This is a genomic window from Caulobacter sp. GW821-FHT05F04 (assembly GCF_059419665.1).
On sequence record NZ_JBWKSF010000002.1, the window covers coordinates 701,283 to 725,222 of the forward strand.

At 68.8% G+C, this 23,940-nt stretch carries 21 protein-coding genes; 9 read left to right on the forward strand and 12 right to left on the reverse strand.

Annotated elements, in window-relative coordinates; all coding sequences use genetic code 11:
* Positions 1-8 precede the first annotated feature (8 nt).
* On the reverse strand, positions 9-572 hold the full coding sequence (locus AC07R7_RS07720; protein ID WP_492886107.1) for a shikimate kinase: 564 nt from the start codon (positions 570-572) through the stop codon (positions 9-11).
* A gap of 60 nt (positions 573-632) precedes the next feature.
* Here AC07R7_RS07720 and AC07R7_RS07725 point away from each other — a divergent pair, with 60 nt between their 5' ends.
* From AC07R7_RS07725 to AC07R7_RS07740, 4 genes are all read left to right on the forward strand, one after another.
* On the forward strand, positions 633-2,141 hold the full coding sequence (locus AC07R7_RS07725; protein ID WP_494634716.1) for a hypothetical protein: 1,509 nt from the start codon (positions 633-635) through the stop codon (positions 2,139-2,141).
* On the forward strand, positions 2,138-3,064 hold the full coding sequence (locus AC07R7_RS07730) for a site-specific tyrosine recombinase XerD (RefSeq protein ID WP_494634717.1): 927 nt from the start codon (positions 2,138-2,140) through the stop codon (positions 3,062-3,064). The genes AC07R7_RS07725 and AC07R7_RS07730 overlap by 4 nt, the downstream gene beginning before the upstream one ends.
* Before the next feature lie 84 nt (positions 3,065-3,148).
* Positions 3,149-3,370, forward strand: a complete 222-nt coding sequence (locus AC07R7_RS07735; RefSeq protein WP_099581025.1) for an alkylphosphonate utilization protein — start codon at positions 3,149-3,151, stop codon at positions 3,368-3,370.
* Between the two features lie 65 nt (positions 3,371-3,435).
* Positions 3,436-4,131: a hypothetical protein gene (locus tag AC07R7_RS07740; protein WP_494634718.1), complete on the forward strand. Its 696-nt coding sequence runs from the start codon at positions 3,436-3,438 to the stop codon at positions 4,129-4,131.
* On the opposite strand, the gene AC07R7_RS07745 is transcribed toward AC07R7_RS07740, so the two are convergent.
* Both AC07R7_RS07745 and AC07R7_RS07750 read right to left on the reverse strand, forming a co-directional pair.
* Complete coding sequence (locus AC07R7_RS07745; RefSeq protein ID WP_494634862.1) at positions 4,128-4,205, reverse strand: hypothetical protein; 78 nt, start codon at positions 4,203-4,205, stop codon at positions 4,128-4,130. The two genes, AC07R7_RS07740 and AC07R7_RS07745, sit on opposite strands and share 4 nt — an antisense overlap.
* A 97-nt stretch (positions 4,206-4,302) precedes the next feature.
* A complete protein-coding gene (locus AC07R7_RS07750) occupies positions 4,303-4,785 on the reverse strand; it encodes a VOC family protein (protein ID WP_494634719.1) in 483 nt (160 codons plus the stop codon).
* A gap of 184 nt (positions 4,786-4,969) precedes the next feature.
* Here AC07R7_RS07750 and AC07R7_RS07755 point away from each other — a divergent pair, with 184 nt between their 5' ends.
* The 3 genes from AC07R7_RS07755 to AC07R7_RS07765 all read left to right on the forward strand — a co-directional run bounded on the left by AC07R7_RS07755 (position 4,970) and on the right by AC07R7_RS07765 (position 8,385).
* Positions 4,970-5,968, forward strand: a complete 999-nt coding sequence (locus AC07R7_RS07755) for an aldo/keto reductase (RefSeq protein ID WP_494634720.1) — start codon at positions 4,970-4,972, stop codon at positions 5,966-5,968.
* A 199-nt stretch (positions 5,969-6,167) separates the two neighbouring features.
* Positions 6,168-7,196, forward strand: a complete 1,029-nt coding sequence (locus tag AC07R7_RS07760; RefSeq protein ID WP_494634721.1) for a mechanosensitive ion channel family protein — start codon at positions 6,168-6,170, stop codon at positions 7,194-7,196.
* A gap of 130 nt (positions 7,197-7,326) precedes the next feature.
* Positions 7,327-8,385, forward strand: coding sequence for an HpcH/HpaI aldolase/citrate lyase family protein (locus AC07R7_RS07765; RefSeq protein WP_494634722.1), 1,059 nt, complete (start codon positions 7,327-7,329; stop codon positions 8,383-8,385).
* A 130-nt stretch (positions 8,386-8,515) separates the two neighbouring features.
* Here the strand turns inward: AC07R7_RS07765 and AC07R7_RS07770 are convergent, their stop codons facing one another.
* The 3 genes from AC07R7_RS07770 to AC07R7_RS07780 form a co-directional block, all read right to left on the reverse strand.
* Complete coding sequence (locus tag AC07R7_RS07770) at positions 8,516-8,944, reverse strand: OsmC family protein (RefSeq protein ID WP_494634723.1); 429 nt, start codon at positions 8,942-8,944, stop codon at positions 8,516-8,518.
* A gap of 53 nt (positions 8,945-8,997) precedes the next feature.
* Positions 8,998-10,392, reverse strand: a complete 1,395-nt coding sequence (locus AC07R7_RS07775; protein WP_494634724.1) for a cytochrome P450 — start codon at positions 10,390-10,392, stop codon at positions 8,998-9,000.
* Positions 10,393-10,595: 203 nt separating this feature from the next.
* A complete protein-coding gene (locus AC07R7_RS07780) occupies positions 10,596-10,796 on the reverse strand; it encodes a hypothetical protein (RefSeq protein WP_099581009.1) in 201 nt (66 codons plus the stop codon).
* 286 nt (positions 10,797-11,082) lie between these two features.
* Between AC07R7_RS07780 and AC07R7_RS07785 the strand changes: the two genes are divergently transcribed.
* Both AC07R7_RS07785 and AC07R7_RS07790 read left to right on the forward strand, forming a co-directional pair.
* Positions 11,083-12,045, forward strand: coding sequence for an acetyl-CoA carboxylase carboxyltransferase subunit alpha (locus AC07R7_RS07785; RefSeq protein WP_492886087.1), 963 nt, complete (start codon positions 11,083-11,085; stop codon positions 12,043-12,045).
* Positions 12,046-12,120: 75 nt separating this feature from the next.
* Positions 12,121-13,098: an NAD(P)H-dependent flavin oxidoreductase gene (locus AC07R7_RS07790; protein WP_494634725.1), complete on the forward strand. Its 978-nt coding sequence runs from the start codon at positions 12,121-12,123 to the stop codon at positions 13,096-13,098.
* A gap of 85 nt (positions 13,099-13,183) precedes the next feature.
* Here the strand turns inward: AC07R7_RS07790 and AC07R7_RS07795 are convergent, their stop codons facing one another.
* From AC07R7_RS07795 to uvrB, 6 genes are all read right to left on the reverse strand, one after another.
* Positions 13,184-14,644, reverse strand: a complete 1,461-nt coding sequence (locus AC07R7_RS07795) for a CehA/McbA family metallohydrolase (RefSeq protein WP_494634726.1) — start codon at positions 14,642-14,644, stop codon at positions 13,184-13,186.
* Between the two features lie 79 nt (positions 14,645-14,723).
* Complete coding sequence (locus AC07R7_RS07800; RefSeq protein ID WP_494634727.1) at positions 14,724-17,564, reverse strand: TonB-dependent receptor; 2,841 nt, start codon at positions 17,562-17,564, stop codon at positions 14,724-14,726.
* A gap of 73 nt (positions 17,565-17,637) precedes the next feature.
* On the reverse strand, positions 17,638-18,597 hold the full coding sequence (locus AC07R7_RS07805) for a FecR family protein (protein ID WP_494634728.1): 960 nt from the start codon (positions 18,595-18,597) through the stop codon (positions 17,638-17,640).
* The gene (locus AC07R7_RS07810) at positions 18,561-19,142 is read right to left on the reverse strand and encodes an RNA polymerase sigma factor (protein WP_492837047.1); all 582 of its coding nucleotides are present in this window, start codon (positions 19,140-19,142) and stop codon (positions 18,561-18,563) included. The genes AC07R7_RS07805 and AC07R7_RS07810 overlap by 37 nt, the downstream gene beginning before the upstream one ends.
* A gap of 192 nt (positions 19,143-19,334) precedes the next feature.
* Positions 19,335-21,092, reverse strand: a complete 1,758-nt coding sequence (locus AC07R7_RS07815) for a methyl-accepting chemotaxis protein (protein ID WP_494634863.1) — start codon at positions 21,090-21,092, stop codon at positions 19,335-19,337.
* Positions 21,093-21,568: 476 nt separating this feature from the next.
* Positions 21,569-23,851: an excinuclease ABC subunit UvrB gene (gene uvrB, locus AC07R7_RS07820; RefSeq protein WP_492837046.1), complete on the reverse strand. Its 2,283-nt coding sequence runs from the start codon at positions 23,849-23,851 to the stop codon at positions 21,569-21,571.
* Positions 23,852-23,940: the final 89 nt, after the last annotated feature.

The following is a 23,940-nucleotide window of genomic DNA, read 5'->3' on the forward strand; positions in this document are numbered from 1 at the left end:
CGATACTCCTATTTGGCGGACATGTGGGCCAGCAGCGCGGTCAGGATGGCGTCGACCGCCACCCCGTGCGGGGTGTCGCCGGTCTCGACATGCACCTGGGCCTCGGCATAGGCGGGATAGCGCGCCTTCGCCAGTTCGGTCAGGACCACCACCGGATCCTTGCCGCGCACCAGCGGGCGGTTGTCCTTGCGCGAGACGCGGCGGGCCAGCAGCTCGACATCGGCCTTCAGCCAGACCGAGACGGCCTTGGCGTTGATCAGGGCGCGGGTCTCGGGACTGACGAAGGCCCCGCCGCCGGTGGCCAGCACGTGCGGCGGCTCGTCCAGCAGGCGGCCGATCACCCGGCGCTCGCCGTCGCGGAAGGCGGCCTCGCCCAGCTCGGCGAAGATTTCCGAGATCGAGCGGCCGGCGGCGGCCTCGACCTCGTTGTCGGCGTCGCGGAACGGCAGGTCCAGCACGGTCGCCAGCCGCCGTCCGACGCTGGACTTGCCCACGCCCATCAGGCCGACCAGCACGATGGTCCGCTGGCGCAGGGCGGCGAGTTCTTCGGGGGAAAGGACGATGGCGGTCATGATGCGGTCGCGGGTTTACACGAGGCTGGGCCAAACCGCCAAGTTTGCGAGAGCGCCGCGATGCGTCATAACCGGTCCATGGTCTTTTCGAAGCGTCACACGCAAGCCGTCGCGCTCTCCGCGCTCCTGCTCACGTCCTCGGGTCTGGGGACCATCGCCAGGGCCCAAGAGGCGGGGCAGGAGGAGGTCAGGGTCAAGAGCCTGGCCGCGCCCGACTATTTCTCCAGCCCGGTGGCCGAGACCGGCCTTCCCGGTGATCTTTGGAAGGACACCGCGCCCGACATCATGCGCGATGTCGTGCCGAAACTGGCCGGGACCAAGTCGCTGTCGCCGGCCTTCGCGAACCTGGCCAGGCGGATGCTCTCGACCGGCGCCAACGGTCCGGCCGGGGTGGGCGACAATGTCGACATGGGCGCGGCGCGGGCCATGGCCCTGGTGGCCCTGGGCGAGGCCAAGGGCGCCAACGCCATCCTGGACCGCGCGCCCGGCACGCCTGGCAGCGCCCCACTGTCCATGGCCACCGCCGAGGCGGCCCTGATCACTGGCGACGACGACAAGGCCTGCCGCGTGCAGGACGCCCTGACCGTCGATCGCGGCGCGGCCTACTGGCTGCGCCTGCGGGCCTTCTGCCAGCTGAAGGCCGGCCAGGCCGACGCCGCCCAGCTGACCTTCCAGCTGGCACAGAACGCCACGAAAGACACGGACTACGCCCGCCTGATGGGCGCGGCCCTGGGCGGAACGGCGCCGGGCGCGGCCAACCTGAAGAACGGGGTCAACTACGCCCTGTCGCGCCGCCTGAACCTCGACCTGCAATCGGCCGCCGCCGTCGCCTCGGCCTCGCCGGCCCTGAAGCCAGTGCTGAAGCCCGCCAGCGGCGACCTGGCCGGCGTCGCGCCGGGCGCGGACCTGACGGCGCAGGAGGCCTCGGACCTGGCGTTCCTGCGTCAGGCCAAGACCGTGCCCGCCTTTGTCGAGGCCGCCCACGCCGCGGCCGCCTCGATCGCCGCCCTGGCCGCCGCCGGCGCGCCCTTGCAGGATCCGGTGCTGATGGCCCGCGCGGCCGTCGCGGCCGGCGATGTCGCCAGCGCCCGAACCATCCGCGGCCATCTCGTCCAGGACAGTATCCCGGGCGCCGGCCCCGCTGATCTCGCCATCCTCGACGCCCTGATCGCCGCCGCTTCCGGCAAGCTCGACAACCAGGTGCTGGGCAATCTGGTGGCGCGGGGCGCCTCGGGCGGGGCCAGGTCGGCGGCCCAGTCGGCTTCCGTGCTGCTGGCCAGCCTGGGCGGCGCGATGGACGCCGACGCCCGCGCGCAGTTCGCCAATTTCGACCTGGGCAAGCCGGCCGCTTCGTCCGCGCGGGCAATCCTGCTGGAGGACGCCGCCGGCGCCAAGCGCAAGGGCGAGGCGGGCCTGCTGGCCCTGTCGATCGCGCTGGACGCCGGGGCCACCGGGCCGCAGCCGGTGGATCGCGCCCGCATCGCCCACGCCCTCAACCGCGCCGGCCTGACCGCCGACGCCCGCGCCGTCGTCGTCGAGGGGCTGCTGTCGCTCGCCTTCGTCAAATGAGTACGAAGGGCTCCGGCTGGGTCGACGCCTTCCTGGAGATGATGGCCGTCGAGCGCGCCGCGGCCCGCAACACCCTGACCGCCTATGGTAAGGACCTGGAGGACGCCCGAGGCTTCCTCAGCCGCTCGGGCCGCGACCTGGATGACGCCGACGCGGAAGACGTCGAGGCCTATTTCCAGGACCTCGGCGCGCGGGGCCTGTCGCCGGCCACCGCGGCCCGCCGCCGCTCGGCCGTGCGGCAGTTCTACCGCTTCGTGCTGGGCGAGACCTGGCGAACCGACGATCCCTCCCGCCGCGTCGCCGCGCCCAAGGCCGGCCGGCCGCTGCCCAAGGTGCTGGAGCGCGAGGAGATCGAGCGCCTGCTGGCCGCCGCGATCGCGAAAGACGGCGCGCAAGGCCTGCGCCTGTCCTGCATCATCGAGCTGATCTACGCCTCGGGCCTGCGGATCTCCGAGCTGCTGGCCCTGCCGCTGACGGCCCTGGCGCGGGACCCGGCCTATCTGATCGTCAAGGGCAAGGGCGGCAAGGAGCGGCTGGCGCCCCTGAACGACGCCGCCCGGACGGCGGTGAAGGCCTACCTCGTCGCGCGTCCGGCCTTCTTTCCCAAGGGCGTGAAAGACAGCCCGTGGCTGTTCCCTTCGCGCGGCGTGTCCGGCCGCCTGACCGCTCGCCGCGTCGGGCAACTGCTCGAGGACGCCGCCATCGCCGCCGGCATCGACCGCGAGAAGGTCAGCCCGCACGTCCTGCGCCACGCCTTCGCCACCCACCTGCTGGAAGGCGGCGCCGACCTGAGGGTCATCCAGACGCTGCTCGGCCACGCCGATATCGCCACCACCCAGATCTACACCCACGTGGCCGGCGAGCACCTGCAGCACGTCGTCCAGACCAAGCATCCGCTGGGGCGCAAGAAGACGCCGTATTGACGCGCGGCCTTGGCAGCCCTTAGGAAAGCCCCCATCAAATCTACGGGTTTGCCTCTTGGGCCGCCCTATCCCGAAAGGCCCGACATGTCGGAAGAAACCCGCGACTCCAACGGAACCCTGCTGGCCGAAGGCGACACGGTGACCCTGATCAAGGACCTGAAGGTCAAGGGTTCGGGCGGCGTGACGCTGAAGCGCGGCACGGTGGTCAAGAAGATCCGCCTGACCGGCGATCCCGAGGAGATCGAGGCCAATGTCGACAAGGTCCGGGGCCTGGTCCTCCGCACCGAGTTCGTGAAGAAGGCCTAGCTTAACCCTCCCGCGCTAGGGTCTCCGTCGAACGGGCGGAGAACCGCCGGGCGGGGCTGAAAGCCATGGTGACGACGGCGGGGCAGGCGGGACCGATGGTCCTGGCCGCCTACGGCAAGACGATGGGGCTGGTCGGGGCGACGTCTCCTGAAGCGTCCAAGGACGCCCCCGTGGCGGCCAGGAGCCCCGAGGCCGAGGCGCTCGACCGCCTGAAAAGCGACATGCGGACCAACCGCAAGACCCAGATTGGCGACGCCAAGGGCCGCGCCCGCGAGAAGCTGCAACGCGTCATCGAGAAGATGAAGCTGCTGAAGAAGCTCTACGCCAACGACCCCAAGGCCATGGCCAAGGCGCTGGCTGGCGTGGCCAAGGAGCTGCAGGGCGCGGTCAAGGATTACGGCAAGGCCGCCAAGGAGGCCGGCGAGATGTTCAGGGCGGACTTCGCCGCCGCCCCGGACGCTTCGCTGACCCCCGACCAGCAGGCCGCCGCCCGCGAGGACCTGGAGGACCAGGCCAAGGGCGAGGCCAGCGGCGACATGGACTTCATCAAGTCGGTCCGCGCGCTGAGCAAGGCCCTGAAGGACGAGCTGCAGACCGCCAAGACCAAGGGCATCCTGACCCAGCCGGGCAAGTTCGAGCGCTCCGACGAGGTCAAGGACGCCGAGGGCGGCCTCGAGGACCTCGACCAGATGACCGAGGACCTGGACACGCAGATCCGGCAGGACATGCCGCCGGGCAGCCTGATGAAGCTGGCGGCCTAGGAACAGGCGGCGCCAGGTTCATCTCTCCTCCCCCTTTGGGGGAGGGGGACCGCCGAACGGCGGTGGAGGGGGATTGCTCGGCGCTATCGTGCAGACCCTCTCCGTCTCGCTGCGTATTCGCAGCGATCCACCTCCCCCAACGGGGGAGGAGAGGCTAGCTCGGCCTCCGCCTCACTCCCCCTTGAACGCCTTCTCGATCGTCGCGACGTCGATCTTCTTCATCGTCATCATCGCCTGGAACGCCCGGCCGGCGGCCGCGCGGTCGGGGCTGGTGGTCGCTTCGATCAACTGCCTGGGCGTCACCTGCCACGACAGGCCGAAGCGGTCCTTCAGCCAGCCGCACTGGCTTTCCTGGCCGCCGTCGGCCGTCAGGGCGTTCCAGTAGTGGTCGACCTCGGCCTGGCCGTCGCAGTCGATGACGAACGAAAAGGCCTCGTCCAGCTTGAAGGTCGGGCCGGCGTTCATGGCGATGACCTTCTGGCCGTCCAGCTCGAACTCGACGATCATCACCTTGCCCTCCTCGACGCCCTCCGGCCCGTCGCCGGGATAGCGGGCGATCCGGTGGATCTTCGAGTTGGGGAACAGCGAGACGTAGAGCTTGGCGGCGTCCTCGGCCTGGTGGTCGAACCACAGGAACGGGCTGATCTTGGGCATGGGTCTTCCTCCGTTATCGTGAGCCTAGGACGGTCGGACGACAGCCGTTCCGACACGGCCCGAAGAAAATTGATTGTCCGGCGCGCCGGGAAGATTGCCTGATCCTCCATATCGACGCGAAGGCCCTAGGCTTGCCGCGCGCGGGTCCCATCTTCATCGTCATCCCACACCTAAGGAGCATCCCATGAAGACGCGCAAACTCGGCGACGGCCTCGAGGTCTCGGCCATCGGTCTCGGCTGCATGGGCATGGGCCAGGTCTATGGCACCGCCCTCGACAGCGCCGACGCCCACAAGGTGCTGGCCAAGGCCGTCGAGCTTGGCGTGACCTTCTTCGACACCGCCGAGGTCTATGGTCCCTATCTGAACGAGATCCTGGTCGGCGAGGGCCTGAGGCCCTTCCGCGACAAGGTCGTGATCGCCACCAAGTTCGGCTTCGACATCGCGCCGGAAGGGACGGGCGAGGGCTTCTCGCGGATGCGCGGGACCGACAGCCGCCCCGAGCACATCCGCGCCGTGGCCGAGGCCTCGCTGAAGCGCCTGGGGGTCGAGGTCATCGACCTCTTCTATCAGCACCGCGTCGACCCCAACGTGCCGATCGAGGACGTGGCCGGGACGGTCAAGGACCTGATCGCCGAGGGCAAGGTCAAGCATTTCGGCCTCTCCGAGGCCGGCGCGGCGACCATCCGCAAGGCCCACGCCGTCCAGCCGGTCGCGGCCCTGCAGAGCGAATATTCGCTATGGTTCCGCGAGCTCGAGGCCGAGATTCTGCCGACCCTGCGCGAGCTGGGCATCGGCTTGGTCCCCTATAGCCCGCTGGGCCGGGGCTTCCTGACCGGGGCGCTGAAGAGCGAGCTGGCCGCCGACGACTTCCGCCGCAACCTGCCGCGCTTCCAGGGCGAGGCCCTGACCAAGAACCTCGGCCTGGTGGAAGCCCTGACCCAGATCGCCGGCGAGAAAGGGATCACCCCGGCCCAGCTCGCGCTCGCCTGGATCCTGCACCAGGGCCCGGACATCGTCCCGATCCCCGGCACCACCAAGATCGCCCGCCTGGAGGAGAACATCGGCGCCGTCGACGTCATCCTCTCGGCCGAAGACCTGACCCGCATCGCGGCCGCGGTTCCGGAAACGGCCATCGAGGGCGAGCGCTACACCAAGGCCGGCATGGCGATGGTGGGGCGGTAGGGGGGGCCACGGCTAAATCTCTCCTCCCCCCTTGGGGGAGTGGGACCGCCGAACGGCGGTGGAGGGGGTCAGCGCCGCGCCTGCTGAGTCATGACCAGCCCCCTCCGTCACGCCGCGCTTCGCGGGCGCGCCACCTCCCCCAAGAGGGGGAGGAGAGGGCCCTTGATCCCTCCCGCCCGATCCGCCCACACTCCGCCCCATGGCCGCCAACTCGCTCCGCACGCTCGATTCCTTCGAACTCCTGAAGCTGGGCAAGGCCTCGGTCACGGTCGGAGGCCTCGCGGCCGGGGTGCTGATCGTGGCCGTGGCGCTGTTCGCCGCGCGGCTGAGCTCGGCGGGGCTGCGGCGGTTGCGCGAGCGGGCGGCCGGGGACGCGGCCTCGCTCTACATCGTCGAGAAGGTCCTGACCTATGGCCTGGTGATCATCGGGGTGACGGTGGGCCTGTCGACCATGGGCCTGGACCTGACCTCGCTGGCCGTGTTCGCCGGCGCGGTCGGCGTCGGTGTCGGCCTGGGCCTGCAGGGCATCATCAAGGACTTCGCCTCCGGCGTGAGCCTGGTGTTCGAGCGGCTGGTGGCGGTGGGCGACTTCGTCGAGCTGTCCAATGGCGGGCGCGGCGTGGTCCACGAGATCGGCCCGCGCGCCACCCGCATCCGCACCAATGACAGCACCGACATCATCGTGCCCAACTCGGTGCTGGTGAACGACCAGGTGATCAACTGGACCCTGCGCAACACCAACCGCCGCTTGCGCGTGCCGTTCGTCGCCGCCTTCGGGGCCGACAAGAACCAGGTGCGCGAGGCGGTGCTGAAGGCCGCCAAGGCCGCGCCCTACACCTCGCCGGACGACGCCGTGCGCCGGGCCCAGGTCTGGCTGGTCGGCTATGGCGAGAGCAGCTTGAAGTTCGAGCTGGTGGTCTGGCCGACGGTCGAGGCCGTGCGCCGGCCGGCGGCGATCCACGCGGCCTATACCTGGCTGATCGACGACGCCCTGCGCGAGGCGGGAATCGAGATCCCTTATCCGCAGCGCGATATCCGGGTGCGGGGGCTGTTCGGCGAGGAGGGCGAGGACGCCCTGACCAGTCTCAAGCTGGAACCCGCCGCCCGCCGCCGCAAGGCGGCCAAGGCCGTCAAGCCCGGCTCCAGCAACGACGCCGCCGCCGACCTCGAGCGCGAGGACCCCGACGAGGCGCCCAAGCCGGTCCCGCCGCCGGCCGCCAAGGCCTGACCCGCGCGTCAGCCTTGACCTTGATGCCGCGTCGCCGCAGTCTTCTCGCAACTGCGAAACGGCAGTGCGACAACCGAAGGCGGATGCCGGTTTCGGCGACTGTCGCGCGTCAACAAAGACTGTTCGGGGAGTGATCGGCATGAAGACGCCGCGCGGCTTTTTCAAACCCTTGGCCATCGGCGCGCCGGCGCCCTATCGCGAGCTTCCGGCGCGCGTCGAGCGGATGATCCACTTCGTCCCGCCGCACCTGGACAAGGTCCGCGCCAAGGTCCCCGAGATCGCCCCGACCGTCGACGTCATCCTGGCCAATCTGGAGGACGCCATCCCCGCCGACGCCAAGGGCGCGGCCCTGGCCGGCCTCGTTTCGATGTCGCGCGAGGTCGACTTCAAGGCCCTGGGCGTCGGCTTCTGGACGCGGATCAACTGCCTGAACTCGCCCTGGCACCTGGATGAGATCAGCACGATCGTCGAGAAGGCCGGCGACAAGATCGACGTGATCATGGTCCCCAAGGTCGAGGGGCCGTGGGACATCTTCTACATGGACCAGCTGCTGGCCTCGCTGGAAGCCAAGCACGGCGTGACTAGGCCGATCCTGCTGCACGCCATCCTGGAGACGGCCGAGGGCGTGATGAACGTCGAGGCCATCGCCGCCGCCAGCCCGCGCATGCAGGGGATTTCGCTGGGTCCGGCCGACCTCGCCGCCAGCCGGGCCATGAAGACCACGCGGGTCGGCGGCGGGCATCCGGGCTACCGCGTCATCGAGGATCCGCATGCGGACGGCTCGCCCCGCGTCTCGGTGCAGCAGGACCTCTGGCACTACACCTTCGCCAAGATGGTCGACGCCTGCGCGGCCCATGGGATCAAGCCGTTCTACGGCCCGTTCGGGGCGATCGACGACCCGGTCGCCTGCGAGCAGCAGTTCCGCAACGCCTTCCTGATGGGCTGCGCCGGGGCCTGGAGCCTGCACCCCAGCCAGATCGAGATCGCCAAGCGGGTGTTCAGCCCCGACCCGGCCGAGGTGGCCTTCGCGCGCAAGATCCTGGAGGCGATGCCGGACGGCACGGGCGTGGCGATGATCGACGGCAAGATGCAGGACGACGCCACCTGGAAACAGGCCAAGGTCATGGTCGACTGCGCCCGGCAGATCGCGGGCAAGGACGCGGAATACGCGGCGCTTTACGGGTTTTAGAGCGGCGCTGTCCCCCTCCACCAGCTTCGCTGGTCCTCCTCCCCCAAAGGGGGAGGAGAGTCACTCTCCGCCACCCCTTTGGGAGCGGACAGACCTCGCGTAGCGAGGTCAGGTGGGGGGAGTGCCGAGCCTAGTCCTGATCCGCCACCGTCGTCACGATCCTCGCCCCCGCCGTCAGCAGCTTGTGGATCGGGCAGCGATCGGCGATCTCGAACAGGCGCTCGCGCTGTTCCTCGTTGAGGTTGCCGTCGAGGCTGATGACCCGCTCGAAGCGCTCGGGCGGGGTCTTGTCGGCGTCGTAGTGCGAGAAGACCTCGACGTGCAGGCCGCTGACGTCCCAGTTCTTGCGGTTGGCGTAGAGGCGCAGGGTCATGGTGGTGCAGGCCGCCAGGCCCGCGGCGACCAGCTCGTGCGGGTCCGGACCGAGATCCAGGCCCCCCTGGGCTGCCGAGACGTCGGCGACGATGGTCGACGGGCCGGCGGTGACGAAGGTCTGCAGGACCCCTGTGCCGGTGTCCGTGGCGGTGGCGAACGGACGGGTCTGGGCGACTTCGGTCATGGGGGGATCCTTGCAGAGCGGTGGTCGGAAGCTGGCGCTTCCTGCCCCGCCGATCAAGGCCGGGCTTGTACGATCGGCTCCAGACGGAAATCCGGGGCGTGGTCCGGCCCCAGGGTGATCGAGGCGCGCGGCAAGACGGGCCGGTCGCTGGCCATCGAGACCTTGAAGCGCGCCAGCAGGCTGGCCAGCACGATCTGCGCCTCGGCCAGGGCGAAGCCCGCGCCGATGCAGACGCGCGGCCCGGCCCCGAACGGCAGGAAGGCCTCCAGGCCCCACGGGTGAGGCTGGTCGATGAACCGCTCGGGCTTGAAGGCGGTCGGGGCGTCCCACAGCTTGCGGTGCCGGTGGATGACCCACGGGCTGATGGTGATCATGCAGCCGGGAACCACGTCGCAGCCCGAAACGACGTCGGCCTCCAGGGCCTGGCGGGCGATCAGCGGCGCGGTCGGATAGAGCCGCAGGGTCTCGAACAGCACCGAGCGCAGCAGCGGCCAGGCCTTCAGATCGTCCAGGCTGGTCACCCGCTCGGCCGGGAGGGCCAGAACCTCGGCGCGGACCCGGTCCTGGGTCGCCGGATCGAGGGCCAGCAGATAGGTCGCCCAGAACAGCAGCCGCGAGGTGGTCTCGAAGCCGGCGGCCAGCATCGAGCTGCACTGGTCGCGGATTTCCTGGTCGGGCAGGGGCGAGCCATCCTCGTTCCGCGCGGCTAGAAGGCGGTCGAGCAGGTCGCGGACTTCCGGATGCGGCTTGGCCCGTCGCTCCTCGATCAGGGCGTCGACCGCCGTGAACCAGCGCTTGCCGAGCCGTCGTCGCTCGCCGTCCATGAACAGCAGGTCGTCGGCCCCCTTGGCGACGAAGTCCATCAGGTTGAAGTGCGCCGGCCCCTCCATGTAGCGGCGCGCCAAATCCGCCAGCACGGCGCCTTCCTTGTCGGCGCGGCGCGAGAATAGGGCCCGCAGCACGGCGTCCAGGGTGGCGCGGTGGAAGTCCTGGGCCAGATTGGCGCGGTCACGGTTCTCCAGCCCTTCCGCGAGACCCGCGCCGGCGGCGACGAAGTGAGACAACAGGCCGCCGATCGCGGCGGGGGTGAAGACGGGCGCCAGGCTCTTGCGCTGACGCCGCCAGGTCTCGCCCTCGGACATCAGCACGCCCTCGCCGACCAGCGGCTTCAGCGAGCGGGCGGCCTTCACGGGCCGGGCGTATTTCGGGGAGGTCAGCACGTGGCGGACGCTGGCGGGGTCGTTCAGGAACAGGCCCGGCTGGCCCATGAACATGTATGGCGCGGCGAGGCTCTCATAGTCCTCCTCGCAGTAGGCCGCGATCAGGCTGCGGCTCATCTCCCAGGCCACGCGGAGCTGGCCCAGCGGGGTGACGCCCAGCGGCGTGGGGTGGATCTTCGGGGCGGGCGGGATGAGCGGCGCGGGGCGGACGGCGGCGAGCATGTCCATGAGGCGGCCTTCCGGTAACCGGAGCGCGGTCGGGCTCCATCCGGACGTTGACGCTATAGCCGCTCACGTCGCGATGCAATTATTCATCGCGGTCGGAATTCTTGGCCCGCAACCTCGTCCTTTGACAGGCTCAGGATGAGGTTTCTACGGACGCGTCGAGAGTAATCCTCATCCTGAGCCTGTCGAAGGACGAGGATGGACCCTCAGGCCGCGACCGCCCGCAGCGGGCTGACGTCGAACACACGCTGCGATCCGCGCCAGACCTCCACGAAGTCACAGCGGTGGTGCATGTCGAGAAGTTCGAAAGCTCTCGCGCGCGCGGCCGAGTCGTCGGCGCAGGGCGTGACGTCGAAGCGCGGCACCGAGCCGTCGGATTCGACACAGAAAAAAGTGAACACCTGCATGGGCGCTACGCACTCTCTACAGGCGGGGCCGCGCACGTTCGATGGCGGGGGCCGCGGGGCGCAGATCGACTTCCGCGACCTGCTACAAAAGAACATAGGACTCTATGTCGCGATTCACCAGGGGAGAGAGTCTCGATTCGAGACTCACCTGTGAACCGCACCATTCAGCCTGTGGATAAAACACGTCGGATTCGCGGCGGTTCCCGGCCTGAATCTGGCCCCTTTCCCTCGGGGGATTCCGCCACTAGGTTCGCACCCTTTCATCAACGGCGACGTTCAAGAGTCCATGGCCGCCCATTATCTCGATTTCGAACGCCCAATCGCTGATCTGGAAAGCAAGATCGAGGAGCTGAGCAAGCTCTCCGAGACCGCTGGACCGGGGGCGTTCGACCTCGAGATCCAAGCCCTGCGCGACCGCGCCCAGGAGCTCCGCAAGGAAGCCTACGCCAATCTGGACGCCTGGCAGAAGACCATGGTCGCCCGGCATCCCCAGCGGCCGCACCTGCGCGATTATGTCGCGGGCCTGATCGACGAATTCGTCGAGCTGCGCGGCGACCGCAAGTTCGCCGACGACCAGGCCATCGTCGGAGGCCTGGGCCGGTTCCGCGGCCAGCCGGTCGTGGTCATGGGCCACGAGAAGGGCCACGATACGACGACGCGCCTGAAGCACAATTTCGGCATGGCCCGCCCCGAGGGCTACCGCAAGGCCGTCCGCCTGATGGACATGGCCGAGCGCTTCAGCCTGCCGGTCATCACCTTCGTCGACACCGCCGGCGCCTATCCGGGCCTGGGGGCCGAGGAGCGCGGCCAGGCCGAGGCCATCGCCCGCTCGACCGAACGCTGCCTCACGCTCGGCACGCCGATGGTCGCCACGATCGTTGGCGAGGGCGGCTCGGGCGGGGCCATCGCCCTGGCCGGCGCCAACCGCGTGCTGATCCTGGAGCACTCGATCTATTCGGTGATCTCGCCGGAAGGCGCGGCCTCGATCCTGTGGCGCGACGGCGCCCGGGCCAAGGACGCGGCCACCCAGATGCGCATCACCGCCCAGGACCTGATCAAGCTGGGCATCGTCGATCGCATCGTCGAGGAGCCCGCCGGCGGCGCCCACTCGAACGGCGAGGTCGCCATCCAGGCCGTCGGCGACGCGGTCGAGGAAGAGCTGAAGGCCATGGCCCACATGAGCGCCGAGCAGCTGCGCAAGCAGCGCGCCGACCGCTTCTACGCCATCGGCCGCGCCGGCCTGCAGTAGGGCCTCTTTGGCCTCTTGCCTGACCCTAGGGTCACCCCCGCATAGTCTCCGAAAACCAGAGGGAGACCTGCGGCCATGGCCATCAAGACCCGTTTCACCGCGCTGTTCGGCGTCGAGCACCCGATCGCCCAGGGCGGCATGCAGTGGGTCGGCAAGGCCGAGCTGGTCAGCGCCGTCGCCAACGCCGGGGCGCTGGGCTTTCTCACCGCCCTGACCCAGCCGACGCCGGAAGCGCTGGCCAAGGAGATCGCCCGCACCCGCGACCTCACCGACAAGCCGTTCGGCGTCAACCTGACCATCCTGCCGGCCATGACCCCGCCGCCCTATGCCGAGTACCGGGCCGCGATCATCGAGAGCGGGATCAGGATCGTCGAGACCGCGGGTTATAAGCCTCAGGAGCACGTGGACGACTTGAAAGCCCACGGGGTCAAGGTGATCCACAAGTGCACCGCCGTCCGCCACGCCCTCAGCGCCGAGCGGATGGGCGTCGACGCCATCTCGATCGACGGCTTCGAGTGCGCCGGCCACCCGGGCGAGGACGACATCCCCGGCCTGATCCTGATCGCCGCCGCCGCCGACAAGGTGAAGATCCCGATGCTGGCCTCGGGCGGCATCGCCGACGCCCGCGGCCTGGTGGCGGCCCTGGCCCTGGGCGCCGACGGCGTCAACATGGGCACCCGGTTCTGCGTCACCCAGGAGGCCCCGATCCCGATGGCCTTCAAGGAGCAGATGGTCGCCAACGACGAGCGCCAGACCGACCTGATCTTCCGCACCCTGCACAATACCGCCCGCGTGATGCGCAACGCCGTCAGCCAGGAGGTGGTGCAGATCGAGCGGGCCGGCGGCGCGAAGTTCGAGGACGTCGCCCACCTGGTCGCCGGAACCCGCGGCCGCGACGCCCTGGCCAAGGGCGACACCGACGGCGGCATCTGGAGCGCCGGCATGGTCCAGGGCCTGATCCACGACATCCCCACCGTGAAGGCGCTGGTCGACCGCATCGTCGCCGAGGCCGAGGCGATCATCCGCGGGCGGCTGGCGGGGATGGTGGGTTAGGACGCAACGCCGTCCGGCATGGGGACCGGTGTCGATCTGACCGGAATGCTCCGGCGCTCCACACGTCTCGGAAGGTCGCTTAGCCTCAAGGGCCGACCGCGAGATAGATGGGGTTGCCGATCACGAGCAATCGCCCCGCCGGGTCGCGCGAATTGACCCGCACCCAGCTGGCGCCCTGCCCCACGCGGATCGAGAACTCGCCCGCCGGAGAGATGCTCACGGCGGCCTTGGCCCCGTCGCGGATCACCTCCAGGCCCGCGACATCGAGGTTGGAGACGACGGCGGTGAAGGTCACCGTCTCGCCGGCTTTAACCGCCAGCGTCTCGCCCATGGCGGCCTTTCGGCCGCCTGTCGTGGCCGTCAGGTCGAGCATACGGTCGCGGGTCCCGTCCAGGTCGATGAACACCCGGCCGGCGCGCAGGCCGGCGAGAATGGCTTCGGTCGAGAGGCCTTCGGCATGGACGACCGTCGCCGGACGACCGACGGCGGACGGCTTGTCGTGCGGGATGCCGGCGTCGTGGTTGTCGCTGCCGCCCACGGCGGTGATACGCCGGCCCTGGTTCAGCAGGGCCTCCCAGAAGGGCACGCCCGACAGAACGCCCTCGAAGTCGCCCAGGGCCTTTTCGTTGCCGCCGTTGGCGACCTCGATCGCCTGGACGGCGTCGTAGTCGGTGTCCTTGACGGTCCAGCCGCAGCCCATGCACTGCTCGCCGGACGGCGCGGCCGGGTGGTTGATGGAGAAGACGCCGCCCGCCGCCTTCACCGCCTGCTGCAGGCCGCGAATGGTCGGCACGGTCTTGGATCCCAGGCGGAAGTCGATGAAGGCCGTGGGGCCGAAGACGTTGGCGTGACCCTGGAAGGTGGTGACCTCGCGGCCCGGGATCAGCAGCAGGCCGGGAAACGCCGGCTGGAGCTCGGCCATCGCCTCGGCCTGACTGGTCGTGTTGTGGTCGGTGATGGCGATGAAGTCGAGACCGGCGGCCTGAGCAGCCAAGACGGTGCGGTAGACAGGGCAGGGCGCGCGCGGGGCGTCGCCGGTCACGCAGCCGCCGTCGCTGTGGGCGGTGTGCATGTGCAGGTCGCCGCGATACCAGCCCGGCGTCGTGGCCTTGGGCAGGACGGCGGGAAGCGGCGCGGGCGTGCGCTGGAACCAGATCCGGGCTTCGTAGGTCGCCTTCGCGTTCGGCCGAGCATTGGGCACGCCCAGCAATAGCGTCCACTTCCCGGCCGGCAGCGGTCCGGGCAGGTAGCCGGCCGTCGCCGCCTCGGCGGAGACGAAGAACGCCTTCCTGGCGCCGCCGCTCCAGCCGCGGAAGCGGATGGGGTCCATCAACCCCAGGTCCAGCACGGTCTTGTCCTCTCGACCGGTGTAGTCGAACGCGACCGACAGGCGCGTGACGCCAGCCGGCACGTCGAAGGTCACCGGCTTGTAGGTCTGGTGGTCGGCGCCGGTGATCTGACCGGTCAGGACGAGATCGGGCCCGCCGGACTGGGCCCAGGCGGGCGCGGCGATCAGAAGAAGGGCCAGGACGAGCCAGCGGATCATCGGAAGCTCCAATAAAAAGAAGGGCGGCCGAAGCTGCGGCCGCCCCAAGTTTCAGGGGAAGGAAGTCAGGCGGCGCGCCCTAGAACTTGTAGAGAAGCGCCGCCTTGAAGGCCCGGCCGAACTCCGGCCGGCCGACGCCGTACAGCGATCCGGCCTCGCTGCTGATGATCTGGCCGGCGCGGGGATTGCCCTCGGTCAGGCCCAGTTCGTTGGTCAGGTTCGTGCCGTAGACATAGGCCGAGAGCTGGTCGGTGAGGTTGAACCGCACCGTGGCGCCCACCAGGGTGTAGGCCGCCAGCTTGGAGGTGTTGGCCGCGTCCGAGAACCGGTCGCCGTAGCGCTCGATGGTGCTCTCGATCCGCAGGCGGCCGTCCATCAGGTTGAAGCCGGGCGTCAGGCGGAAGGCCGTCTTTGGCGCGCGGATCAGCTGATTGCCGGTGAAGTCGCGAGTCCGCGTCGCCGAGCCCGCCGGCGGCTTGATCTGGCAGGTCGGGTCCGAGGCCGAGACCGTGCAGCCTTCCTCGAACTTGTAGTCGCCGAACTCGGGGTTCTGGATCGTGGCGCTGAAGCCCAGGTCGAACCACGAGACCGGGCGTAACGTCCCTTCCAGCTCCAGGCCCAGGGTCTTGGTGTCGGTGATGCTGGTCTGGTTCACGTAGGCGCCGGTGGTGGGGTTGAACACCAGGCTGCCGAAGGTCAGGGCGTCATAGGCGGTGTGGAACACCGTGGCGTAGAGATCGAGCTTGCCGGCGCTCAGCTTGTAGCCGGCTTCCCACAGATCCATCGTCTGGACGATCGGCGCCGTGTTGGACGCGTTGGTGATGTAATCGCCCAGCGAAGGCAGGCGGAAGGCCGAGGTGTAACGGGCGAAGAGGCCCATGCGCGGGCTGATCCGATAGTCCGCGCCGACGGTCCAGCCGCTGTGCTCGAACTTGCGCGTGAAGCGGTCATAGACGCCCGAGCCGGCCAGCACGGTGTCGTCGGCCGGAGTCGGCGAGAGGCCCAGGTTGATGGTCGCCGTCCGCTCGCTGCGACCGGTGAACTCGACCTTCTCCCAGCGCACGCCGGCGTCGATGCGAAGACTCGGCGTCACCTGCCACTCGTCGGTCAGGTATAGGGCGGTGGTGTTGGACTTGCCGTCGCCATTGGCGAACTCGGCGCCGTAACGGCTGATGCCGTTCTCGGTGAAGCCGTAGAGCGCCTTGCCCGTGGCGTCGACGGCGACCAGGTCCAGGCGGCGGGCGTTCTCGCGCACGTCCAGCAGGGTGTTGGCCGAGTAGCGGTTGAACGCCTCCTCGACGTGGGCGTGGTAGAGGCCGGCGGCGACGTCGTGGGTCTGGTCGCCGATCTCGAACTTGTGGACCAGGCGCGTGTCGCTGATCAGCTCGTCGAGCGGAACCGAGACGTAGCGCAGCGAACCGTCCAGGACGAGGCCATTGCCGTTCTGCCCCGCGCCCGTGGTGCTGAACACCTCGCTGGGGTTGGTGGCGTAGCGCAGTTGCAGGGCCACCGCGCCGGGGACGGCGTCACCCAAGGTCGCCGCGCCGCGAGCTTTCAGGAAGTCGGCCTGGACCTGGGCGATGCGATTAGCGCCAAGCACCGGCGTGTTGGGGAAGAGGCCGATGCGCTTGGACTCCGAGGTCCGGTAGCGCAGCGTCTCCTGCAGACGCCAGCCGTCGGCGATCTCGTAGTTCAGGGCGGCGGTGGCCTGGGTCAGCTTGACCTCGGTGCCGCGCGACAGGTCCCAGTCGAACGGGCCCTTGGGGCCGCGCAGGGTCAGTTTCGTGGTCTCCGGACCCGCCAGCGTGCCGGTCAGCGGATCGAAGCCCGGCGCGGCGCTGGCCTCGCCATTGGAATTGAACTTCAGCGGCACGCCGGCGAACAGGATGACGTTGTCGTCCAGGTGCTTGATGTTGAAGTCGAAGCTGCCGCGCTGGAAGTCGCGGCCGATCGAGGCGCGGACCTGATAGCCCTTGTTGGCCGTGAAGCCGGGATCGCGGATGCCGTCGTCCTCGCGCCAGAAGCCGCCGACGCTGGCGCGCCAGTCGCCGATCGGGCCGCCGTAATAGGCGTCGACGCGCTTGAGGCCGTAGTCGCTGGCCTGGACCTTGACGACGCCCTCCTTTGTCTCGCCCTTTCGGGTGATGAAGTTGACCGTGCCGCCCGGGGCGTAGGAGGCGAAGATCGAGGATGGACCGCCACGCACCACCTCGATGCGCTCGATGGTCTCGTCCAGGCGGAACGACTGGTCGGCGTTCAGATAGCCCAGGCCGCCGTCGTGCTGGACCGGCGCGCCGTCTTCCTGCAGGGCGATGGCCGAAAAGCCCTCCTGCGGGATGCCGCGGGCGCGGATGTTGGCGCTGGCCTCGCCGCCCGAGGCCTCGACCCAGAAGCCGGGCACCGACTTCAGAGCGTCGGCCACGCCCATCGGCGAGCGCAGTCGCAGGGTCTCTTCGTTCATGGTGGTGACGGCGTAGCTGGTGGCCAGACGCGTGCGGGCGTCGGAGCCGGCGCGCGAGGTGACGATCAACTCCTCGACCGTCGACACCTCAGCGGCGGCCGAGCCGGCGGCCAAAGGGCCGGCGCCCCGCTGGCGCAGGGTGATGACCTGGGCGGTGGCCGAGGCGATCTCCAGGTCGCTGCCGTCGATCAGCTTGCGGACCGCGTCCTCGCGGCCATAGGCGCCTTGCAGGCCCGTCGCGCGGTGCTTGGCGGCCACGTCATAGGGGAACAGGATCTGCACGCCCGCCTGGCGCGAGAAGGCGGTCAGGGCCTGGGCCATGTCGCCGGCCGGGATGTTGAACTCCACCCGCGCGGCCGCCTGGGCCTGGGCGACGACCGGCGCGACCAGCGCCGTCGTGGCCAGAAGCAGACATGCGCCGATGCGCGGCGCCCCAAATCGCGTCCAAGACTTGATCATCGTATTCGCCCCTCTTTTCGTCCGCCGAAAACCGGCGTCTCGTTCGGCCAGATGGAGGGGGCGCGAAAAACCGCTATCGAGATTTTAGAAGAATTCGTGACGATCCGTCGTCGATAATCCGTATGCCGAACGTTGTGCGCAAGGCGTCCAGGAAGTTCTCGGGATTGTCCGTCAGGAACCGGCCGCCCAGACGCATGGCGCCGACCTTGGGGTCTTCTATGACCAACTTGCGGGTGAGGTAGCGATTGTACTCCTCGACAGCGTCGGCCAGGCGCTGACCGTCGAAGACGATTTCACCGCGACGCCAGGCCTGCACGGCCTGCACCTCGGATTCGGGAGCGGGCGCGATGACGACGCCGGTCGTCGTCACCGCCAGCGCCTGGCGCTCGTCGGTGGCGCTCTCGACGACGGCCCGGGTCTCGCCGGCGGCCGTCTTGATCGCCGCGCGGCCGGCCAGGACGATCAGGTCCAGGCCGACGGGGCGCAGTCGGGCGTTGAACTGGCCCGAGGCCAATTGCGCGAGCCCCTGCCGCGTGAACAGCTCGAACGGCCGCAGGGCGTCCTGGGCGATGGTCAAGGCGACCTCGCCGCGCTCCAGCCACAGGCGACGGCGCTTGCGGTCGAACCGCCACAGGACCTCGGTGTCGGTGTTCAGCTCGACCGAGCTGCCGTCGGGCAGGGCCAGGGTCCGCCGTTCGCCGACACCCGTGAGGGTTCGGGCGCGCAGCAGTTGATCGCGTCCCAGATAGGCCGCGCCGACGACGCCCGCGGCCAGGGCCAAGCCTCCGCCCAGCCAGGCGCGACGGCTCATGGCCGGCCGCCCGACCAGGTCGGGGCCGGGCTCGGCGTCGCGCAGGGCGTCCAGCTTGCTCCAGGCGGCCGCGACCTCGGCGAAGGCGGCGGCGCGGCGCGGATCGGTGTCGCGCCAAGCCTCGAACTCGGCGGGATCCGCGCGGCCGGCGTCCAGACGCGCCAGCCATTCCGAAGCCTGGGCGATCAGCGCGTCTCTGTCTTGATCGCCCGTTTTCGCCATGTACTCGCTTTACTCCCGATCCTTCGGTCTTCGCTCGCCGCCAGGGACTTGGTCAGCAGCATCAGCCCTTTGGCTAGGTGCTTCTCAACCGTAGAGATGGACAAGTTCAACCGAACCGCTATCTGGCCCGGCGAAAGGCCTTCCATTTTCCGCAAGGTGACCACGCGCCGGCACTGTTCGGGCAGGCGGTTGACCGCCTCGAGGACCCGCGACAGCTCCTCGCGGGCGCTGGTCACGGCGTGCGCGTCCGGCGCGGGGTCGGGCAGAGCTTCCATCTCAAGCACCCCGATCTGGCGAATACCCACGACCTTGGCCCGGCGGAAACGCTCGAAGGCCAGGTTGCGGATGATGGTCAGCACAAAGCGCTCCGGTTGCTCCAGGCGCCGCCAGTCGGGCACGCTCAGCACCTTGGCGTAGGCTTCCTGCACCAGGTCCTCGGCCTCGACGGCGTCGCCGGTCAGCTTGCGGGCATAGGCGCGGTAGGTCTGCGCGAACGGCAGCACCGCCTCGGCGAACCACTTGTCTATGTCACGTAGCCAAGCCATCGCGCCGCGTCCCGCCGGCGACGACCGCCAACTCCCAGAGCGCTGGAGTAGCGAAGCGAGGTGTCAGTTTGGCGACGGTCACCGTTTCACGCAATCTGGAGCGCGGCCGGCTCCGGCTGAACCGGCCGCTTCTTCGTCGCCGCGCCGGGCCGCTCCGCGTTTCGGGTCAGGCCGAGGGACTGGCGGTCAGGATCAGAACTCCTCCCAGGATTCCTGAGCCACGGCCGCCGCGCCGCCTCCGCTCGGCCGCGTGAAGCTTGCGATCTTGGCCTGCATCTTGGCCACGGGATTGCGCGGCGGGGCCTGACGATCAGGCCGAGCCGGTTGGGCGCGGGCTGGCGCGGCGCGGTGCGCGCCCTGGCCGGTTTCAAAGCGCAGCACCAGGCGCGCCAGCTCATTGGCCTCGTTCTTGAGGTTGGACGCGGCGGCGGTGGCCTGCTCGACCATGGCCGCGTTCTGCTGGGTCACCTGATCCATCTGATTGACGGCGACATTGACCTGGTTGAGGCCCGTGGCCTGTTCCTGGGAGGACTGGGCGATCTCCGAAATCAGCAGGTCGATCTGACTGACCTTGCCGACGATGTCGGTCAGGGCCTCTCCGGTCGCGCTGACCAGTTTCACCCCGCGCCCGACCTGAGACGAGGAGTTGGCGATCAGGGTCTTGATCTCCTTGGCCGCTTCGGCCGAACGCTGGGCCAGGGCGCGCACTTCCTGGGCGACGACGGCGAACCCGCGTCCGGCTTCACCGGCCCGGGCGGCCTCGACGCCGGCGTTCAGGGCCAGGAGATTCGTCTGGAAGGCGATCTCGTCGATGACGCCGATGATCTGGGTGATCTGGCCCGAGCTCTGCTCGATTTCGGTCATGGCCGTGACCGCTTCCTGCATGATCCGCCCCGATTTCTCGGCGTCGACCTTCGCGCCCGTGGCGGCGCCGGAAGCCTGGCGGGCCCCCTCGGCGCTGCGCCTGACCGTGGCGGTGATCTCGTCGAGCGCGGCGGCGGTTTCCTCCAGGCTGGCGGCCTGCTGCTCCGTCCGCCGCGACAGATCGTCGGACGCGGCGGCGATCTCGTCGGAGCCGCCGCGGATGCCGTCGGTCGTCCCCGAGATCGCGGTCATCGCCTCGCGCAGACTGGCGATGGCGTCGTTGAAGTCGGACTTGATCTGGGCGTACTGACCGTTGAATTCCGCATCGATCTGGGTCGTCAGATCGCCTTGGGCCAGCTTCGCCAGACTGGCGGCGAGCGCGGAGACCACCATCGCCTGTTCGGCTTCGGTCTTGCGACGTTCGGCTTCGGCCCGCCCGCGCTCCCCCTCGGCCTCGGTCCGCAGCCGATCGGCGTCGCTGGCCAGATCGCGAGCCTTCAGGCCATTGTCCTTGAAAACCTGGACGGCCTTGGCCATCAGGCCAACCTCGTCGCCCCGCGCCTGGCCGTCGACCTCGACCTCGAGATCGCCGGACGCCAAGCGGCGCATTCTGTCGGCCAGGTGGTCGAGCGGCCGGGTGATGCTGACACCGGTCATCCAGAGCGCGCTGCCCACGCCCACGGCCGTGCCGAGCGCGGCGATGATCAGCAACTGCCAGCGCGTGCGGCTGGAATTGGCGCTCAAGGCGTTGGATTGTTCGTGGCCGTCCTTGATGCTGGCGTCGACGATCTTGGTGTTGGCCGCGCCGAAGGTCTCGACTTGCTTGGCCGCAATGATCATCGCCTGGGCCGCCTCATCGTTGCGGTTTTGTAAGCCGAATTCAACGACCTTGTCCAAGGCGGCCTTCACGCCCACGGCGTTCGCCGACAGCGCCTTGATCTGGTCGCTCTGGCCGGGCAGGCCCTCGGCGCCGTTCTTCAGAAAACCCTGGAGCTTCGCATAGGCCTTGTCGTAGTTGGCCTTGGCGCTGCGTCCTTCAGGCGAGGCGCCGTCATAGAACACGGTCATGGCGGCGAAGTAAGCCATCTGGTTCAAGCTGCGATTTGCTCGCGCCATCTCTACCCTGGCGGGACCACGCACGTCCGCGAGAACAGAGTAGGTTGCATCGCTTTTCCTTAGTTGCTCACCGCCATAAGTGGCGACGAGCATACAGATCAGCCCAAGCGCGATCATCATAGAGGCGATTTTCACGCCGATCTTCGTATTCTCCAACAGGCGCACAGATGTCTCCCCTCCGCGCGCCAAGGAGCGCGGGATTATTGTTCGTCTGAATATGTATTTTTGGGAACGCCAAACAGGCGGGCGAAATACACTTGCCCGCCCGCGAACTCTTTGGCTCTGGAGTTTGACGAAATCTTAATTCGCGACCCCAGACGCTGACTTGCGTCAATGGGGCGCAGGTCATTGACCTGGCTATCCTCGGAAGGCGGCGCCGGGTCGAACGGGGACGTGGGCCGCATTGGCCTCCCTCCCCCGCGACGCGGAGGAGGAGCCGATCCCCGCTACTTCCGCTTCTTCCTGAACTCCTCCGCCTTCTCCTGGCGGATCTCGGCGCGCAGGCGCTTGGGGGCCGACTTGTCGACCTCGTCCCCCGTCGCCGCCAGAACCTCGTTGGCGAATTCCAGGTCCATCAGTTTCATGCGCTTGATCTCGTCGCGCAGGCGGGCGGCGGTCTCGAACTCCAGGTTGGCGGCGGCCTCGCGCATCTTGGCCTCCAGGTCCTTGAGCGCGGCCTTGAAATTGTCGCCGCTGAACGGGCGGTCGTCGGTCTCGGACATGCCCATCGGCACCAGCACGCGGTCGCCGCGCTCGTAGGGGCTGTTGAGGATGTCCTTGATGTCGCGCTTGACGCTCTCGGGCGTGATGCCGTGCTCGAGATTGTAGGCGTGCTGCTTCTCGCGGCGGCGCGAGGTCTCGGCCATGGCCCGCTCCATCGAGCCGGTGATCCGGTCGGCATAGAGCACGACCTTGCCGTCGACATTGCGCGCGGCGCGGCCGATGGTCTGGATCAGGCTGGTCTCCGAGCGCAGGAAGCCTTCCTTGTCGGCGTCGAGAATGGCCACGAAGCCGCACTCGGGGATGTCCAGGCCCTCGCGCAGCAGGTTGATGCCCACGAGGACATCGATATTGCCCATCCGCAGTTCACGGATGATCTCGATGCGCTCCAGGGTGTCGACGTCCGAGTGCATGTAGCGGACGCGGATGCCCTGTTCGGTCAGGTATTCGGTCAGGTCCTCGGCCATCTTCTTGGTCAGGACGGTGACCAGGGTGCGGTAGCCCTTCTTGATGGTCTGGCGGATCTCGTCGACCACGTCGTCGACCTGGCTGGCCCCGTCCTTGGAGACCGGGCGCACCTCGACCGGAGGGTCGATCAGGCCGGTGGGGCGGATCACCTGCTCGGCGAAGACGCCGCCGGCCCGCTCGATCTCCCAGCCGGCCGGGGTGGCGCTGACGTGCACCGTCTGCGGCCGCATGGCGTCCCACTCCTCGAACTTGAGGGGGCGGTTGTCCAGGGCCGAGGGCAGGCGGAAGCCGTACTCGGCCAGGGTCCATTTGCGGTTGCGGTCGCCCTTGTACATGGCGCCGATCTGCGGAACCGTCTGGTGGCTCTCGTCGGTGAACAGCAGGGCGTTGTCGGGGATATATTCGAAGAAGGTCGGCGGCGGCTCGCCCGGCTGACGGCCGGACAGATAGCGGCTGTAGTTCTCGATGCCGGCGCACGAGCCGGTGGTCTCGATCATCTCGAGGTCGAAATTGGTCCGCTGCTCCAGGCGCTGGGCCTCCAGCAGCTTGCCGTTCTCGTACATCCAGGCCAGGCGTTCCTTCAGCTCGGCGCGGATGGCGATGATCGCCTGACGCAGGGTCGGGCGCGGGGTGACGTGGTGGCTGTTGGCGTAGACCTTGATGGTCTCCAGCTCGGCGGTCTTCTTGCCGGTCAGGGTGTCGAACTCGCTGATCGACTCGACCTCGTCGCCGAACATGGTCACGCGCCAGGCGCGGTCCTCGTAGTGGGCGGGGAAGATCTCGATGGTGTCGCCGCGGCGGCGGAAGGTGCCGCGCTCGAAGGCCATCTCGTTGCGCTTGTACTGCTGGGCCACCAGGTCGGCGATCAGCTGCTTCTCGTCCACCCGGTCGCCGACCGTCAGGGTGAAGGTCATGGCCGTGTAGGTCTCGACCGAGCCGATGCCGTAGATGCAGCTGACCGAGGCCACGACGATGACGTCGTCGCGCTCCAGGATCGCCCGGGTGGCCGAGTGGCGCATCCGGTCGATCTGCTCGTTGATGGAGCTGTCCTTCTCGATATAGGTGTCGGTCCGGGGCACGTAGGCCTCCGGCTGGTAGTAGTCGTAGTAGCTGACGAAGTACTCGACCGCGTTCTCCGGGAAGAACGACTTCATCTCGCTGTAGAGCTGGGCGGCCAGGGTCTTGTTCGGGGCCAGGATCAGCGCTGGGCGCTGGGTGGCGGCGATGACCTGGGCCATGGTGAAGGTCTTGCCCGAGCCCGTGACGCCCAGCAGCACCTGGTCCTGCTCGCGGTTATTGATGCCCTCGACCAGCTCCTTGATCGCCGTCGGCTGGTCGCCGGCGGGCTGGTAGTCGGAAACGAGCTTGAATTTCTTGCCGCCCTCGGACTTGTCTGGCCGCGCGGGGCGGTGCGGGGTCCACAGCATGGGCATGGTCGCGTCGGCGACGTCCTGGACGGTGTCCCCAAGGGTATCCAGGACGAAGGGCGTCGAGACGTCGGAAACGCCCCCAAGAGGCGCGGTGTCGGGGGTGCGAGGCATGGCCCCAAGTTAGGGACCCGCGAGGCTCACGGCTAGAGGGCCTGCTGACGGGGAGTGGCAGCAGCGTGGCGGGAGGACCGGCTGGGCGG